13 protein-coding genes are annotated in these 16,323 nt (G+C 53.8%); 1 reads left to right on the top strand and 12 read right to left on the bottom strand.

Features of this window, described 5'->3' with window-relative positions; genetic code table 11:
* Positions 1 to 278: 278 nt before the first annotated feature.
* Positions 279 to 3,770 (bottom strand): methionine synthase, encoded by a 3,492-nt coding sequence (gene metH, locus Q1K24_RS05975; protein ID WP_300367442.1) that lies wholly within the window; start codon positions 3,768 to 3,770, stop codon positions 279 to 281.
* An 84-nt stretch (positions 3,771 to 3,854) separates the two neighbouring features.
* On the opposite strand from metH, the gene Q1K24_RS05970 reads away from it, so the two are divergent.
* Positions 3,855 to 4,310 carry a PAS domain-containing protein gene (locus Q1K24_RS05970; protein WP_300367440.1) on the top strand — a complete coding sequence of 152 codons (456 nt, stop codon included), beginning with the start codon at positions 3,855 to 3,857 and terminating at the stop codon, positions 4,308 to 4,310.
* Positions 4,311 to 4,322: 12 nt separating this feature from the next.
* Here the strand turns inward: Q1K24_RS05970 and Q1K24_RS05965 are convergent, their stop codons facing one another.
* The 11 genes from Q1K24_RS05965 to Q1K24_RS05915 all read right to left on the bottom strand — a co-directional run bounded on the left by Q1K24_RS05965 (position 4,323) and on the right by Q1K24_RS05915 (position 16,273).
* Positions 4,323 to 4,772, bottom strand: a complete 450-nt coding sequence (locus Q1K24_RS05965) for a hypothetical protein (protein ID WP_300367438.1) — start codon at positions 4,770 to 4,772, stop codon at positions 4,323 to 4,325.
* On the bottom strand, positions 4,769 to 5,206 hold the full coding sequence (locus Q1K24_RS05960) for a Sua5 YciO YrdC YwlC family protein (protein WP_300367436.1): 438 nt from the start codon (positions 5,204 to 5,206) through the stop codon (positions 4,769 to 4,771). Before Q1K24_RS05960 ends, Q1K24_RS05965 begins: the two co-directional genes overlap by 4 nt.
* Positions 5,206 to 8,478 (bottom strand): carbamoyl-phosphate synthase large subunit, encoded by a 3,273-nt coding sequence (carB, locus tag Q1K24_RS05955; protein WP_300367434.1) that lies wholly within the window; start codon positions 8,476 to 8,478, stop codon positions 5,206 to 5,208. Before carB ends, Q1K24_RS05960 begins: the two co-directional genes overlap by 1 nt.
* Positions 8,479 to 8,560: 82 nt before the next feature.
* On the bottom strand, positions 8,561 to 9,322 hold the full coding sequence (mreC, locus tag Q1K24_RS05950; RefSeq protein WP_300367432.1) for a rod shape-determining protein MreC: 762 nt from the start codon (positions 9,320 to 9,322) through the stop codon (positions 8,561 to 8,563).
* Entirely contained in the window at positions 9,315 to 10,349 is a 1,035-nt protein-coding gene (locus Q1K24_RS05945) for a rod shape-determining protein (RefSeq protein ID WP_300367430.1), read from the bottom strand. Before Q1K24_RS05945 ends, mreC begins: the two co-directional genes overlap by 8 nt.
* Positions 10,350 to 11,570 (bottom strand): ATP-dependent Clp protease ATP-binding subunit ClpX, encoded by a 1,221-nt coding sequence (clpX, locus tag Q1K24_RS05940; protein ID WP_300367428.1) that lies wholly within the window; start codon positions 11,568 to 11,570, stop codon positions 10,350 to 10,352.
* Positions 11,560 to 12,351, bottom strand: coding sequence for an acyl-ACP--UDP-N-acetylglucosamine O-acyltransferase (lpxA, locus tag Q1K24_RS05935; protein WP_300367426.1), 792 nt, complete (start codon positions 12,349 to 12,351; stop codon positions 11,560 to 11,562). Before lpxA ends, clpX begins: the two co-directional genes overlap by 11 nt.
* Positions 12,351 to 12,797 carry a 3-hydroxyacyl-ACP dehydratase FabZ gene (gene fabZ / locus Q1K24_RS05930; protein WP_300367423.1) on the bottom strand — a complete coding sequence of 149 codons (447 nt, stop codon included), beginning with the start codon at positions 12,795 to 12,797 and terminating at the stop codon, positions 12,351 to 12,353. Before fabZ ends, lpxA begins: the two co-directional genes overlap by 1 nt.
* Before the next feature lie 36 nt (positions 12,798 to 12,833).
* Positions 12,834 to 13,913, bottom strand: coding sequence for an epoxyqueuosine reductase QueH (locus tag Q1K24_RS05925; protein WP_300367420.1), 1,080 nt, complete (start codon positions 13,911 to 13,913; stop codon positions 12,834 to 12,836).
* Positions 13,914 to 14,369 carry a DUF302 domain-containing protein gene (locus Q1K24_RS05920; protein WP_300367417.1) on the bottom strand — a complete coding sequence of 152 codons (456 nt, stop codon included), beginning with the start codon at positions 14,367 to 14,369 and terminating at the stop codon, positions 13,914 to 13,916.
* The gene (locus Q1K24_RS05915) at positions 14,366 to 16,273 is read right to left on the bottom strand and encodes an NAD(+) synthase (protein ID WP_300367414.1); all 1,908 of its coding nucleotides are present in this window, start codon (positions 16,271 to 16,273) and stop codon (positions 14,366 to 14,368) included. The genes Q1K24_RS05920 and Q1K24_RS05915 overlap by 4 nt, the downstream gene beginning before the upstream one ends.
* Positions 16,274 to 16,323: the final 50 nt, after the last annotated feature.

Genomic DNA, 16,323 nt, shown 5'->3' with positions numbered 1-16,323 from the left:
TATTAGTGGTTTCAATCATGCTCCTTAGCTTTTTATCTGTTTTCGAGGCTGTTTTTGCCGGTTTCTTTGATTATCCCAAAACCTGTGAAAAACATACATGTCATTTTCAAAAAAAATTCTGGGGGAAAAATGATTAGTTGAATACATGGGAGAGAATAATACATGTTTCGTCGCAACCCGAAGGGCCGTATTTTAGCCTCCGGAAATGTGACAATAAAGGAGTTGAAAATTGTTTAGCAGTTTTTATACAAATATAAAAGAAGGAATTGTGTCTATTCCTAAATACTGTAATACATCGCTTCCGGATGGTATACGACAATCGCCGCTGTCGACTGTTCGGGATGGATCTGCCAGGTTTCGCTCAGCTCGATGCCGAAATCTTCGGGCTTGAGCAGTTTGAAAATGGGGCCGTTGAGCTCCAGGTCCGGGCAGGCGGGGTAGCCGGGGGAGTAGCGGGCGCCCTGGTATCTGCGCATCTCCACATCCCGCAGGGTGTGGCCCTCGTTTTGGGCGATGCCGAGGTCGAGGCGGATCTGCTTGTGCGCCACTTCGGCGAGCGCTTCGGCCAGTTCGACACCGAGCCCGTGGACCAGGTAGTATTCGTGGAATTTCCCTTCGTCGTAGAGCTTGCGTTCGTACTCGCTGATCCTGCTTCCGGCGCTGACCGTCGTGAATGCCACGACATCGTGGCGGTCGCGGTGGAAATAGTCGGCCAGGCATCGCCACGGTTTTTTGTGCTGCCGGGGGAAGGTCATCTGCTGTTCGGCGCGTCCCATGACATACTCCAGCGGTTCACGGTCGGCGTCTTCGTCACGGTGCCACCCTTCGCTCTCGTCGAAAATCAGCAGTGTCGTGTCGTCACCGCGGCACGGGTAGTAGCCGTAGATGATCGTGGGCTCGAAGAGCCCCTCATCCAGAAACTGCGCCTTGAGCCGTTCGTAGGCGGGCCGGACCACCTCTTCGAGCTGTTTTTCGTAGGCTTCCTTGGTCATCCCCTTGCTTCGGTATCCCCAGCGCTGTTTGAAGAGCATCCGGTGGTTGAGCCACTCGAAGGCGATGGCCGGGTCGAAGTCGGCCTTCGTCATGACGCGTCGGCCCCAGAAGGGCGGCACCGGTACCCTGACATCCCGGGAAGGCATCGGAATCTCCTCGAAAGGGGGAATGGCCGCCTCTTCCCGCTTTTTCACCACAACCCTCTCTTCCTCTTCCACATCGCTGCCGAGCCGCGTGTCGAAATTCCCCTCTTCGATGCGCCCCATCGCGATGACACCGTCGAAAGCGTCGCGGCAGTAGAAGATGGGCCCGTCGTAAATGGGGCGGCAGTAGTCGTCCACGAACCCCTTGGTCAGCGCCGCACCGCCCATCAGCACCGGAATGTCGAGCCCCTTCTCCTTCATGATTTCGAGGTTCTCTTTCATCACCTGCGTGGACTTGACCAACAGGCCCGAAAAACCGATGGCGTCGGCGTTGTATTCCCTGGCCGCTTCGATGAACCGCTCCATCTCCACCTTGATACCCAGGTTGACGACCTTGAAGCCGTTGTTGGCCAGGATGATGTCGACCAGATTTTTCCCCACGTCGTGCACATCCCCCTTGACGGTACCCAGTACCAGCGTCGTATCGCTCGCCTTCTCTTTTTTCGGAAGGTAGGGATTGAGGTAGTCGACGGCCGCCTTCATCGTCTCGGCGCTCTGCAGCACGAAAGGAAGCTGCATCTGGCCGCTTCCGAAAAGCTCCCCGACCACCTTCATCGCTTCGATGAGAATCTCGTTGACGATCGTTTCCGGCGGAATGCGATGGCGCACCTCTTCGACGAGCGGTATCATCCGGTCCTTGTCGCCATCGAGCAGAAGCTTGTGGATCTTCTCCTCGTCGCTCATCTTGAGCCAAGCCTCGTCTTCCGCTCCCTGGTCGATCGCCTCCTTTTTGCTGAAATGTTCGATGAAACGAAAGAGCGGATCCCCCTCTTCCCGGTTGTCGAAAAGAAGATCCTCACAAACTTTCCGATCCTCTTCACTGATCTTGGCCATCGGAATGATGTGTTTGACATTGATGATGACGCTGGTAAGCCCCGCTTCGAGACAGTGATGGAGAAAGACGGAATTGAGATAGGGCCGGGCATCCTTGTCGAGGCCGAAAGAGATGTTGGAAAGACCGAGCGTCGTGCCGACTTCGGGGTGGCGCCTGCGAAGCTCGCGGATCGCCTCGATCGTCTGAACCGCGGCGTCGCGGTACTCCTCGTCGCCCGAGCCCACGGTGAAAGTGAGTACGTCGAAGACCAGATCTTCGGCCTTGATCCCATGCTTTTGTGTCGCTAGCTCGTAGATACGCTCGGCCACTTCGAGCTTTCGTTCGACCGTCTTGGCCATTCCCTGCTCGTCGATCGTCAGGCAGACCAGTGATGTGCCGTAACGTTTCGCGAGTCGGCAGACCGCATCGAACTTTTCGATCCCGTCTTCGAGGTTGACGGAGTTGAGGATCGGCTTGCCCCCGATGCATTTGAGCGCCGTCTCCAACCCTTTCACCTGCGTCGAGTCGGGCATCAGCGGCAAAGGGATCTTCTGGGCATAGAGGCTCATCACTTCGTACATATCTTTCGTCTCGTCCCGCCCGGCGAAACCGACAGAAACGTCCAATACATGGGCACCGGCCCGCACCTGCTGCTGCCCCACCGTCAGCGTTCCTTCGTAATCTTCCGCCAGCAGAAGCTCGCGGAAAGCTTTGGACCCGGTGGCGTTGGAGCGTTCGCCGATCAGCAGCGGCGCCGGCTCCTGCATCAGCGGCACGCTGTTGAAAAGCGACGCCAGAGAGACAGGATGGCTTCCACTCGCCGGTTTCGGTTTCATCCCCGCCACCGCGTCGCTCAGGGCCTTGATGTGCTGGGGTGTCGTGCCGCAGCAGCCTCCCAGAAAAGTGACGCCGTCGAACTGCGTGAACCCCTTCTGAAGCGCTGCAAATTCATCGGGCCCCATCGGGTAGTAGGTGTAGCCGCCACGGTTCTGCGGCAGACCGGCGTTGGCATGGACCGAGATCGGCCTGTGCCAGAGCCCGGAAAGCGTTTTGACATGCTTCTCGACCTGTTCGGGGCCGGTTCCGCAGTTGAAACCGAGGGAGAGAATGTCGAACGGTTCCATGATCGTCGCGATCGTGCCGGCATCGGTACCGATCAGCATGGAACCGCTCAATTCGATCGTCACCGACACCATAACCGGAATGTCGGCACCCTTTTCGCGTGCCGCATCCTGGCAGGCGTGGAGTGCCGCCTTGATCTGCAAAGGATCCTGGCATGTTTCGAGCAGAAAGATATCGACCCCGCCGTCGATCATCCCTTCGGCCATCACGCGGTAACCGGCATACATCTCGTCGTAGGTGATATGTTTGAGCGAAGGCAGCTTCGTTCCCGGACCGATCGACCCCAGGCAGAAGCGCGGCTTTTCCGGTGTGGAATACTCGTCGCAGACCGACTTGACGATCTCGCATCCCTTTTTGCTCAGCTCGTAGGCGCGAGCGCCGATCTGGTACTCGTCCAGCACCCACTCCATCGAGCCGAAGGTATTGGTTTTGATCAGGTCGGCTCCTGCCATTGCATAACGCTCATGAATGCGGCGGATCAGACCGGGCGCGGTGGCATTGAGAAGCTCGTTGCACCCCTCGTTCCCCTCCCATGCCTCTTCGGGGATCTCCATCGACTGGATCTGGGTTCCCATCGCTCCATCGATAACGAGAACCTTCCGCTGCATCAACTCTTTGATCTGCTCTGATCTGCCCACTGCCTATCCTCAAGCGTAATATTATGGTTATTTTACCCATTGAATGCTATGATTACTATAATCTCTGGTGACTAAGGTGTATCCATGGGTAAAATAATCAAAAATATCCAGACCGGCCAAACGATCACGAAACCCGAACCTGTCGATCAGGAGGTTCTCTTCAAGGGGGGCGTGATGATTACGGAGACCGATACGGCCGGCATCATTACTTATGCCAACCGGAAATTTCGCGAAATGACCGGCTATACGAAAGAGGAGCTCATCGGCTCGCCCCACAATATCAACCGACATCCCGATATGCCAAAAGTCGCATTTGCCAAGATGTGGGAAACGATCAAACGTGGCGAGATGTGGGAAGGGTATGTCAAAAACATGCGCAAGGATGGAAGATACTACTGGGTCATCGTATGGATCAAACCGAAATTCGATGAAGAGGGAAATATCGTCGGCTACATCGCGGGCCGGAAAGTTCCCGACCGGGAGATGATCGCCAATATGGAACGGGAATACAGAACGATGCGCGAACAGGAGCAGGCGTAAAGTAGAAAAGCGTTATTCGATTCGGTTTCGGGTCGGATAGCGGAGTGTCATTGTCTTGCCATGCACAAGGACATAGTCATACCCTCTTCCGGTGTAAAGAAGTGTAGCATCTTTTACCACCACGCTTTTGAATTGATAATCGATATGTTCCTGTGAGAAAAGCGCTCTTCCGATCTGATCGCCGAACGATGGAATCCAGGGGATAAACGCAATGAGAAAGGAGATGAGATAGAAGACGATCTTCTCTTTTGTCTTCTTCTCGACAAGAAATACTGCACCGTACAGAAAAATTCCAAGCGGCCACAGCCACCAGAATTGCGAGTCGGCAAAAAATTCGTTGTAGAAAATCGGAATCGAGTGTGCCTCGATATAATTGACGAAAAGGCCGGCATAGAAGAGGAATACGAAAGCCAACCAGAACAGTGTTCCGAAAAAAATGATCGTCAAAATCCGGTCTCTCATCGTATCTTTACCTTTCCGCTTCTGTAAAGACGCCATATACGCGATGGTGCTCTGTTGGAAAACCCTTCTTTAGATTCTACCACAACATCGCAAACATCTTTGGCATACTCTTCATCGAAAGGTTCACCATGCCGGTTGGCGGATGTGGTATAGCACCATCCGAACTTGGCGACGAATTCCCTGTGCGCGCCATCGACGACGCGGAATGAAAGGCCATTGGGAAGGATGAAGGAGGTTCGTTTGCTGCGTCGGACCAGGTTTCGATGAGAAGGAGGAACCCGTCCGACCTCACGGATATCGGAGAAACGGCTCAACGCTTTGAGAAAAGGTTTCCGTTGTGGCCGCTGCTTGATCTCGGCCAGCCGCTCGGCGGAACAGGAGAGAAATCCCACCGTCGTATCGGTCTGGACCAGATAGACGAAATCGCGCCGCATTACTCTCTCAAATAGTCCTGGAGCGCTTTGGGATCGAGCGCATCCCTCTCCTTGATCTCACGAACTGCCGCCGCTGTCGCACGGGCTGCCGCCAGTGTCGTGAAGTAAGGCACATTGAAACGCAGCACCGCCTGACGGATACGTTTCGCATCGTCTTTGCTCGCTTTGTTGTCGGAGGTATTGAGCACCATATCGATTTCACCGTTTTTCAGAAGGTCCTCCACATTGGGACGCCCTTCCGAAATTTTCAATACGATCGACGATGCCACACCCGCTTCGGAGAGGACTTTGTGTGTGCCGGATGTCGCGACGATTTTGAATCCGAGATCCGTGAACATTCTGCCGATTTCGCCGGCCTCGCTCTTGTCGTGGTCGGTCAGCGACATGAAAAGAGTACCCGACGTCACGATTCTGTTTTTGGATGCGAACTGGCTTTTTGCGAACGAAACACCGAATGTCCGGCTGATACCCATCACCTCGCCTGTCGACTTCATTTCCGGACCGAGAATCAGGTCGGAACCCGTCAGTTTGCTGAAGGGGAAAACCGCCTCTTTGACCGCCACATGGTCTTTGAGCTTCGGTTTCAGCACATTGCCGTCATCGGTCACAACCTTGAATGTGTCGTAGAATGCGAGTGCTTCGCGCAGGTCTCCTTTCACCATGACCCGTGTCGCCACTTTCGCGAGCGGCACGCCCGTCGCTTTGGAGACAAACGGCACGGTTCGGCTCGCACGGGGGTTGACCTCGATCAGATAGACCTCGTCTCGGAAAATGGCATACTGGATGTTGAGAAGCCCCTTGACCCCGAGGCCCAGTGCGATCGCTTTGGTCTGGTTTTCCACATCTTTGACCAGTTTGTCGCTGATCGATACGGTCGGAAGCGAGCAGGCACTGTCGCCCGAATGGATTCCCGCCTCTTCGATATGCTGCATGATCGAACCGATATAGACCTCCCTGCCATCCGATATCGCATCGACATCGAGCTCGATGGCATGGTCGAGGAACTTGTCGACCAAAACCGGAGACTCGTTGCTGACGCTCACCGCTTCGTCCATATACTCCCGCAGCTCCTCTTCGTTGTAGACGGTACGCATCGCGCGGCCGCCAAGCACGTAACTCGGGCGCACAAGTACCGGATACCCGATGCGGGACGCGATGGCGAAGGCCTCCTCTTTCGTAAAGGCCGTACCGTTTTCCGGCTGCTTGAGACCAAGTTCCTCGATGAACGCCGAAAATTTTTCACGGTCTTCCGCCTCGTCGATCACTTTCGCACTCGTTCCGATGATTTTCCCGCCGATGGAGGTGATCTTTTTGGCCAGTTTCAGCGGTGTCTGCCCGCCGAAATGGACGATGATGCCGTCGGGATTCTCCGTTTCGATGACATTGCGCACATGTTCGAAATCGATCGGATCGAAGTAGAGAATGTCACTCGTATCGTAATCGGTCGAAACCGTCTCCGGATTGCAGTTGTACATGATGGAAGTCATCGCCATATCTTCGAGTGCAAATGCCGCATGGACACAGCAGTAGTCGAATTCGATACCCTGTCCGATGCGGTTCGGGCCGCCGCCGATGATGAGAACTTTGCCATTTCCATCATTCTGTTCCGCATTCTGTTTTCCGTATTCCGGCAGCGTCATAATATTGGTAGAGGAGTAGAGATAGGGGGTCAGCGCTTTGAACTCCGCCGCACAGGTATCGACTTCGTGATATTCCAATTCGATGCCATACTTTTTGCGTGCGCTGTAGACATCGTTTTCGCTCAGATCCATATTCTCTTTGGTATTGATCAGTTTCGCGATCATCGCATCGCTGAATCCATCGGCTTTGACCTGTCTGAGCAGCGACGCGTTGTGCAGAATCTCGACATCGATCTCGTTCTCGCACTCGACGATCTCCCGGATCTGACGCAGAAACCAGGGATCGATCTTGCTCAGGTCGAACAGTTCATCGACACGATACCCTTCCCGAAATGCCTGAGCCACATAGAGGAGCCTCTTTTCGTTCGGTCGACGGATTTCACGCCGCAGTGTATCGTCGTCGCATTCGATCGGATCGAATCCGACCAGGCCCGTTTCGAGAGAACAGAGCGCTTTTTGCACAGACTCTTTGAAGGTCCTGCCTATCGCCATCACTTCGCCGACGCTCTTCATCGATGTCGTCAGGGTCGAGTCGGCAGCAGGGAATTTCTCGAATGTGAAGCGCGGAATTTTCGTCACGATATAGTCGATGACCGGTTCGAAACTCGCGGGAGTGCCGGTAATGTCGTTTTTGATCTCGTCGAGCGTAAAGCCGACAGCCAGAAGGGTCGCCACTTTGGCGATCGGATAGCCGGTCGCCTTGGAGGCGAGTGCCGAAGATCGGCTGACGCGCGGATTCATTTCGATGACGATCATACGGCCCGTTTCGGGATTGACGGAAAACTGGACATTCGATCCGCCCGTATCGACACCGATTTCACGCAAAATCTTGAAACTGGCGTCACGCATGCGCTGATACTCTTTGTCGGTCAGCGTCAATGCCGGTGCCACCGTAATCGAGTCACCCGTATGCACTCCCATCGGATCGAGGTTCTCGATGGAACAGACGATGATGCAGTTGTCGGCATGATCCCGGATAACCTCCATCTCGTACTCTTTCCACCCAAGCAGAGACTCTTCGATCAGAATTTCACTGATGGGGCTCGCTTCGAGTCCGGAAGCCGCCAGCGATTTGAATTCGTCGATGTTGTAGGCCACGCCGCTCCCGCCGCCGGCGAGCGTATAGGATGCACGGATGATCAGAGGAAACCCGATATGCTCTGCCGCATTCATCGCCTCTTCCATCGAGTAGGCATACTGGCTTTTGGGCAGGTCCATACCGATCTTGATCATCGCCTCTTTGAACGCCTGACGGTCTTCGCCTTTCTTGATCGCTTCGGGATTGGCACCCAGAAACTCGATCCCTTCGAGCATCCCTTTTTCGAACATACTCATCGCGACGTTGAGTGCCGTCTGGCCACCCATTGTCGGGAGGATCGCATCGACATGCTCTTTCTCGATGATTCGGGCGATCACCTCTTCGGAGATCGGTTCGATATAGGTACGGTCTGCAAACTCGGGATCGGTCATAATCGTTGCGGGATTGGAGTTGATCAGCACGACGCGATAGCCGAGCTCTTTGAGAGTCTTGGCCGCCTGCGTCCCGGAGTAGTCGAACTCACAGGCCTGGCCAATGACGATCGGACCCGATCCGATCAGCAATATCGTCTGAATGTCATCTCGCTTGGGCATTAGGAGGGTCTCCTCATTAAAATTTTTCTATTTTACAAAAAGTGCTCTTAAAAGTGGGTCAATCGGCATCTGACACCGGAGTTCAATAGCCGACAACCCATACAAAGTTGGGATGAAGCGTATCACCATAGAGTGTTATCTCCGCATTTTTGAAACCCTGCATCTTTTCGATGGACTGAACACGTCCGACAGGGATGCCCAACGGAAAAATATGGTCCAGACCACTGGTGAAAACTTCATCACCGATATGGAGTTTCATCCATTCGGGAATGTATTTGACCACCATGTGCCTAACATCTTTTCCCATTGCGATGCCGGGTGCACGTTTCTTGCCGATGTAGACAGCGAAGTTGCACTCCTTGTCACCCGCGAGAATCATCAGAGGGCGCCTTCGCTGTTCCACGACGATACCCACGGCATACCCCGCGCGAATGACTCCATAATTCTTCAGCGGATTGTAATCCGGGAAATCTTCGAGCCATATCTGCTGGAAATTGCCCAGCAGTGCGTACCCTTTCGCGCGCACGGGCACGATCGTGATATTTCCATCGGGTTTCAGGCCGAGTGAGGATTTCATCGCATAATAGTTTTGGACATCGCTTTGGTATCGGATCAGTCTCTTTTCGAGACTCTTTTCCCGCTTGCGCAATGTTTCGATAGTTTCCGCCTGTTTCACATGGCGTTCGATACCATCCTGAATGCTCTGCTTGGTATCGAGATAAAGATCCTGAATGGTGGTCGTAAATGCAGTAAAGAATGTGCGGATCGTCGGACTGTAGAGGACGAGTCCCCCTACAATCAGAAGCAGCAGAAAAAGTGGGATTTTGCCGTAGGTTTTAATCATATGACAGCTGCTGGAGAAGGTTGATCTCTTCCAGTGCCCGTCCGGTTCCTTTCGCTACAGCCAGCAGCGGTTCTTCCGCCACATAAACCGGCAGCTTGACGATTTCGGAGAAATATTTGTCCAGCATGCGTATCAATGCGCCTCCTCCCGTCAGGACGATGCCGTTTTCGACGATATCGCCGGCAAGATCGGGAGGTGTCTGCTCGAGAATGTCTTTCAGTGCTTCACCGATTTCACGCAGCGGTTCCTTCATCGCTTCTCTCGCATCTTCACTCGTCAATTCGATCGAATTGAGCAGACCGCTCACCTGGTCGCGGCCGTTGATCATCATGTTGCGCTCTTCCGTGAGCGGCAGTGCACTGCCCACTTCGATCTTGATCTCTTCCGCGACCCGGTCACCGATCAGAAGATTGTACTTGCGTTTGACATAGTCGGCGATCGCCTGGTCGATCTTGTCACCCGCCGTGCGGATCGACTTGGAGATGACGAGACCACCCAGCGAAACGACTCCGATTTCGGTCGTACCGCCGCCGATGTCGACGACAAGGTTGCCGTGCGGCTCTTTGACCGGCAGCCCGGCACCGATCGCGGCAGCCATCGGCTCTTCGATCAGAAAGACTTCGCGGGCACCCGCGCTCAATGCCGATTCACGGACCGCTTTTCGCTCGACCTGCGTCAATCCGAAAGGCACACAGACGATGATACGCGGACGTATAAACGTTTTACGGTGATGGGCCTTCTCGATAAAGTAGCGTATCATCTTTTCGGTAATATCGAAATCGGCGATGACACCGTCCTTCATAGGCCGGACTGCACGGATGTTGCCGGGAGTTTTCCCGACCATCTCTTTTGCCTCGTGACCGACGGCCAATACCTTCTCATGTCCCATTTTGTCGCTTTGGATCGCGACGACAGAGGGTTCGTTGATAATGATCCCCTCTCCTTTGACCAGGACCAGCGTATTGGCGGTCCCAAGGTCAATCGCCATATCGTTCGAAAAAACACCAATCAATTTGTCAAGAAACATTTATGCGCTCTTTTTGCTTTTTTTGATACGGAGCGGTTCGGCTCCGTTTTTTACAACATCTTCCGTAATCACGATCTCATATCCTTCAAACTCCGGCAGGTCGTACATGATGTCGACCATCACCTCTTCGATAATCGAACGCAGACCGCGTGCTCCCGTTTTCCGCTGAATCGCAAGTTCGGCGATCGCTTCGAGAGCGGCCGGTTCGAACGTCAATTCGACATCGTCGATCGCAAAGAGTTTTTTGTACTGCTTCACCAACGCGTTTTTCGGTTCGGTGAGAATGCGTACCATATCCTCTTTCGTAATTTCATTGAGAGTCGCGAGAACATGCAGACGGCCGATCAATTCCGGTATGAGACCATAGGCGACCAGATCGTCCGCTTCGACATAGCTCAATACCGCTTCATCATCCTGTTTGGACCGCTTCTCCTGGTTGAATCCAAGCACATTTCCACCCAGACGACGTTTGATGATATCTGCAAGACCGTCGAACGCACCACCACAGACGAAAAGAATATTGGATGTATCGATCTGGATGAAGTCCTGGTTCGGATGCTTGCGCCCTCCTTTCGGCGGGATATTGACGATACTCCCTTCGATTATTTTCAAAAGTGCCTGCTGCACGCCTTCTCCGGAAACATCACGTGTGATGGAGCGGTTTTCGCTCATCCGCGAAATCTTGTCGACTTCATCGATAAAAACGATACCCTGTTCCGCTTTTTTGACATCGCCATCGGCCGCCTGAAGCAGGCGTGTCAGAATGTTTTCGACATCTTCGCCCACATATCCCGCCTCGGTGAGGCTCGTCGCATCGGCAATGGCGATCGGCACGTCGAGAAACTTCGCGATCGACTGTGCCATCAATGTTTTTCCGCTTCCGGTGGGACCGATAAGCAGCACGTTCGATTTGGAAATTTCGGTCTCGTCATCTTCAAGAAACTTCTGCTTGAATATGCGTTTGTAATGGTTGTAGACGGCGACGGAAAGAATACGCTTCGCACGCTCCTGTCCAATCACATACTGGTCGAGTGCCGTTTTCAGCTCTTTGGGGGTCAACAACTCTTTGTCGACGATCTCGCCCTCTTCTTCGACCTCTCCGAAAAGAATTTTATAGGCCGAAACGACACAGTTTTTACAGATATAGACATTGTTTCCGGCCAGCAACGGGTTTTCGACACTTTCGTGTGCGCCGCAGAAACTGCAACTTCTATTGGTCATTGATTTTCCTCTCAAATGGAATGCCGCGTTTCGTTTCCAAAACAAAGCGGCACATTTTTTTCACCTCTTCGCTTTCCGTCGTTTTCAACAGAGCTTCCGCCGTCTCTTTCAGCGGTTTCCCGCGTTCAAAGAGCTCCTTGTAGGCCGTCCGTATCGGATCGATCGCCTCACGCGGCAGATTGCGACGCATACCCGTCAGATTGAGTCCTCTGAGTATGGCACGGTTACCTTCCGCAAGACAGAAGGGCGGCACATCCTGGCTCAGAGCGGAGGCCCCCGCGATCATCGCCAGATCGCCGATCTTGACGAACTGGTGAATGGGCGTCAACCCTCCTACGACGACTCCGTTGCCGATTTCGACATGGCCAGCCAACGTCGCCGCATTGGCGAAAATGCAGTAGTCGCCGATGATGCAGTCATGCGCCACATGAACATACCCCATAAAGAGGTTGTCGTTGCCGATTCTCGTAATACTCCCGCCCCCTTCGGTTCCGGGATTGATCAATGTAAATTCGCGGATTGTGTTACGGTCGCCAATCACAAGCTGAACATCTTCACCGTGAAATTTCAGATCCTGCGGAATCGAACCGACAACAGCGTGGCTGAAGATTCTGCAATCCTCTCCGATCGTGGTGTCTCCGTCGATACGGGCACACTGTCCGATCCTTGTCCGGTCGCCGATCTTCGCTTTCGCCGAGACATAGGCAAACGGCTCTATGACGACATCTTCGCCGATTTGGGCGCCATCCTCGATGACGGCCATGGGTGAAATCTCTGTCATCACTTATCCACGATCATCGCTTTGAGTTCGGCTTCCGCCACCAGTTTGTCATCGACGTAGGCTTTGCCGTCGAGCACCCAGATCGCCCCTTTGTGCTTGAGAACATTCAATTTGTAGACGAGCTGATCGCCCGGTCGGACGGGACTGCGGAATTTGCATTTGTCGATACTCATGAAATAGACGACCTTGTTATGCGTATCCTCCTGCTCGTCACCGCTCATGCTTTCGAATGCCAGGATACCGCCCGCCTGCGCCATACCTTCGATAATCATGACACCCGGATAGATCGGGTGTCCCGGGAAATGCCCCTCGAAGACCGGCTCGCTGATCGAGACGTTCTTGTAGGCTTCGATCGCTTCGCCTTTGTCACATGAGACGACACGGTCGACCAATAAAAAGGGATAACGGTGTGGCAAAATTTCCTGTATCTGTACGACATCCATCATAAAAAGAGTCCTTGGATTAAAAATTCTCTTATTTTATCATAACGGGACTAATATTTCTCTGACATCGCGGTAAGTTTCCGCTTCGATAAAGATTTCCAGCTTCCCTTCGGGAACTTCATCAAGGACAATCATCGGAGAAAGATCCCACAGACCGAGCCCCGCCTCTTCCCGTACCGCCAAATCGGTATCGAACGGCGGAGGATTGAAAACGAGCTCGTCGGTCCGCCCAAAACGGGTGCCGGCAAGTTCGTTGTAACGCTCCAGCGTCATCAACCGGATCTCTTCCCGGTTGAACCAATAAAGCCCATCGGCAACCGTGATCACCTTGCCATTCGTATATCGGCGCTTCATAACCGAATAGGGCAGTATGTAACTGGGAAGTGTCTCTTTTTTCCGTTTTACCCAGCCCAGTTTGAGCCGATAGTTCAGAAACTTCTGCCTGACAATGCGATAGTCTCGCCCTCTCTCTTCGAGTTCGAGCCTCTCTTCGTAAAGCTGCAGCCTCTCTTCGATGGAACCCGGCAGCACCCGGCCGTCGACAGGAGAGAAGAGCTCGTCGGCCAACCTCTCCTGCTCCTCTCTCTGCATCGTCAATCCGTAGATGCAGCCACAGTAGTCCTGCCGATAGAGGCGTGCTCTCTTCGCCTCCTCCTGCTGCCTCTGGGTGCCGCCTCCGATCCGGTAATCGACCGTCACGAACTCGACCCCCTGTTCCGATGCGATCTTCTCGCCCGCCTCCCGCAGCTGGCCAATCGACTTTTTCGGACTCGTCAGCAGGGTCGACGTCATCTTCTTTTCGCCGATTTCACGCGCCTTTTCGGCACTGACAGTGAAGCGGCGGTCGAAACAGATACTGCACCGCGCACCCTTTTCGGGCAGATGTTCGTATCCGCGGACAGCACTCATCCATCCTTCGATATCGTATGGTCCCTCTATCAGCTCCACCCCCAGCATGGCGCAGCTTCGCTGCACGTCCAGAAGACGCAGCCTGTATTCGCTGTAGGGGTGAATGTTCGGATCGTAGAAAAAACCGACCAGTTTTTCGTTGGGGAACTCTTCCCGAAGACGCTGCAGAAAGTAGTGGCTGTCCACACTGCAGCAGATGTGCACCAGCATCTACTTCTTGATACCCGCCGCGTATTTCGCGAATTTCTGCAAGACGGCGTTCATCTTTTTCTGAAGGCGGGATGAACAGTTGGCGTCGACATTGTGGCGCCAGAAAAGATAGTTGGGCAGATTGTAGGTGACCATCGTCTCGCTTGCATTGTTTTCGTAGATCAGCATCTTCTGCGGAAGATCGAGCCCCATTGTCGGCGAACACTGCATAAAAGGGGTCCCCATTTTCGGATTACCGAATATGACGAGTTTCATCGGCCGGAGCCGCTTTCCGATACTTTTCGCATTCTCGGCATGGTCGACGACCTTGAAGAGCGTTACGCCGTTCTCGCGCAGAATCGATACCAGCCGCCTGGTCGTTTCATCGACGTTATACCGGCTTTTATAACCGGTCATGCCGTTCTCGGCCTGCAGAAAAGAGACAAGCAGTACCAGTATCATCCATTGTTTTTTCATCCGATATCCTCCAGATCCTTCAGCCACGCATCGACCTCCGCATCGCTCGGCATGCGCCAGTCACCCCGCGGCGAAAGCGCAATCGTACCGACTTTCGGTCCATCGGGCAGACAGCTCCGCTTGAACTGCTGGGAAAAGAATCGGCGCAAAAAGAGTTTGAGCCATCCCTTGATCGTCTCTTCATCATATTTGCCCTTGAAAGCGGTATGCGCCATGAAGAGGATCTTTTTCGGGCGTGCACCGCTTTTGATCATATGGTAGAGGAAAAAATCGTGCAGTTCATAGGGTCCGACGACCTCCTCGGTTTTTTGCGAGATCTCTTCATCTTTCGGCGGCAGCAGTTCAGGACTGACCGGTGTGGCAAGGATGTCGTACAGCACTTCGGAGATATCGGGATAGACCTCCGCCGTCCACTCGACCAGGTAGCGTATCAGTGTCTTCGGAATCCCCACATTGATCGCGTACATCGACATATGGTCTCCGTTGTACGTGCTCCATCCCAGCGCCGACTCGCTGAGATCGCCGGTTCCGACGACGATGCCGCCCAGTTCGTTGGCCAGATCCATCAGAATCTGCGTCCGCTCTCTCGCCTGCACGTTCTCGTAGACGACATCGTGTTCATCCGGATCGTGCCCGATCTGTTTGAAATGTTCCATACACGCCTCGCCGATGTCGATGTGCTTCAGCGTCACACCGAGCCCGGCGCAGAGTTTTTCGGCATTCTCGAGTGTGCGTTCCGTCGTACCGAAACCGGGCATCGTGACGCAGACGATATCTTTCGGATCTTTGCGCATGATCTCGAAGGTTCTATAGGTTGCCAGAAGCGCCAGCGTCGAGTCGAGACCACCGGAAATTCCCAGGACACAGACCTTCGACCCGATATGTTCGAGACGTTTTTGCAGTGCGGCTGCCTGAATCGCGAAAATTTCACGACACCGTTTCGAGCGTTCGCTCCTTTTCGACGGAACGAAAGGATGCGCGTCGATATAACGGTTGAGCTGTGTTGTCCGTGGAAGATCGTACAACGCGATACGGCGGTAGGGTCTGATTTCACCATCGGCGAAACTCCCTTCGCTGATACGCATATTCCGAAGCCGTTCCACGTCGATATCGGCAAAAATCACCTGGGACTCATCCAGAAAACGTTCGCCCCGCTCCAGCATCATCCCGTTTTCCGCAATCATCGCGTCGCCGCCGAATACAACATCGGTCGTCGATTCGCCCATTCCGCAGGAGGCATAGACATATCCGGCCATACAGCGTGCACTCTGGGTACCTACCAGTGACGCACGGTATTCGCTCTTTCCGACGATCTCGTCACTCGCCGAAAGGTTGAACAGTATCGTCGCCCCGGCCAGTGCCTGATAGGAGCTCGGCGGAACGACTGTCCAGAGATCCTCACACACTTCCACGCCGAAGCTCATCTCATCGCCATATGAAAAAAGCAGATCCGTGCCGAACGGCACCTCTTTGTTCAGCAAAACGACCGTTTCATTTTCCATTCCGGCCCCACTGACGAACCAGCGTTTTTCATAATACTCTTTATGCTCCGGAACGAATATTTTGGGCACCACACCCAATATCTCACCCTCCTGCAGCACAAGCGCACAGTTGTAAAGCCGCCCCCGGTGCCAGACCGGTGCACCGACAATTGCGGCCGTCCTGCACGACTGAGAAACCGTCAGGAGTTTTTGCAGCCCCTCTGCCACGGCCCGGTGCAGCGCCTGCTGATAGAACAGGTCTCCACAGCTGTAACCCGATACCGAAAGCTCCGGGAAGAGGACTACGGCAGCATTCTGGTCTGCCGCGATTTTCCACAGATCGATGATATGCTCGACATTGAAATCCACTTTGGCAACACGTACTTTGGGCACTGCTGCAGCTACTCTGTAAAATCCGAACATGGTATCACTTTTGCTTGATATAGAACCCATCTCAAAAATCCCCATAGGCG

The organism is Hydrogenimonas sp., from assembly GCF_029932565.1.
GTDB lineage: Bacteria > Campylobacterota > Campylobacteria > Campylobacterales > Hydrogenimonadaceae > Hydrogenimonas.
Note: the sequence above shows the minus strand (reverse complement) of the source record. Positions and strands in the feature narration are given on the sequence as shown.

Coding starts and splice junctions, on each gene's coding strand:
- lpxA (WP_300367426.1), bottom strand. CDS start 12,351: ATGACAGAGATTTCACCCATGGCCGTCATCGAGGATGGCGCCCAAATC.
- Q1K24_RS05920 (WP_300367417.1), bottom strand. CDS start 14,369: ATGAAAAAACAATGGATGATACTGGTACTGCTTGTCTCTTTTCTGCAG.
- fabZ (WP_300367423.1), bottom strand. CDS start 12,797: ATGATGGATGTCGTACAGATACAGGAAATTTTGCCACACCGTTATCCC.
- carB (WP_300367434.1), bottom strand. CDS start 8,478: ATGCCCAAGCGAGATGACATTCAGACGATATTGCTGATCGGATCGGGT.
- Q1K24_RS05965 (WP_300367438.1), bottom strand. CDS start 4,772: ATGAGAGACCGGATTTTGACGATCATTTTTTTCGGAACACTGTTCTGG.
- clpX (WP_300367428.1), bottom strand. CDS start 11,570: ATGACCAATAGAAGTTGCAGTTTCTGCGGCGCACACGAAAGTGTCGAA.
- Q1K24_RS05925 (WP_300367420.1), bottom strand. CDS start 13,913: ATGCTGGTGCACATCTGCTGCAGTGTGGACAGCCACTACTTTCTGCAG.
- mreC (WP_300367432.1), bottom strand. CDS start 9,322: ATGATTAAAACCTACGGCAAAATCCCACTTTTTCTGCTGCTTCTGATT.
- Q1K24_RS05915 (WP_300367414.1), bottom strand. CDS start 16,273: ATGTTCGGATTTTACAGAGTAGCTGCAGCAGTGCCCAAAGTACGTGTT.
- Q1K24_RS05970 (WP_300367440.1), top strand. CDS start 3,855: ATGGGTAAAATAATCAAAAATATCCAGACCGGCCAAACGATCACGAAA.
- Q1K24_RS05945 (WP_300367430.1), bottom strand. CDS start 10,349: ATGTTTCTTGACAAATTGATTGGTGTTTTTTCGAACGATATGGCGATT.
- Q1K24_RS05960 (WP_300367436.1), bottom strand. CDS start 5,206: ATGCGGCGCGATTTCGTCTATCTGGTCCAGACCGATACGACGGTGGGA.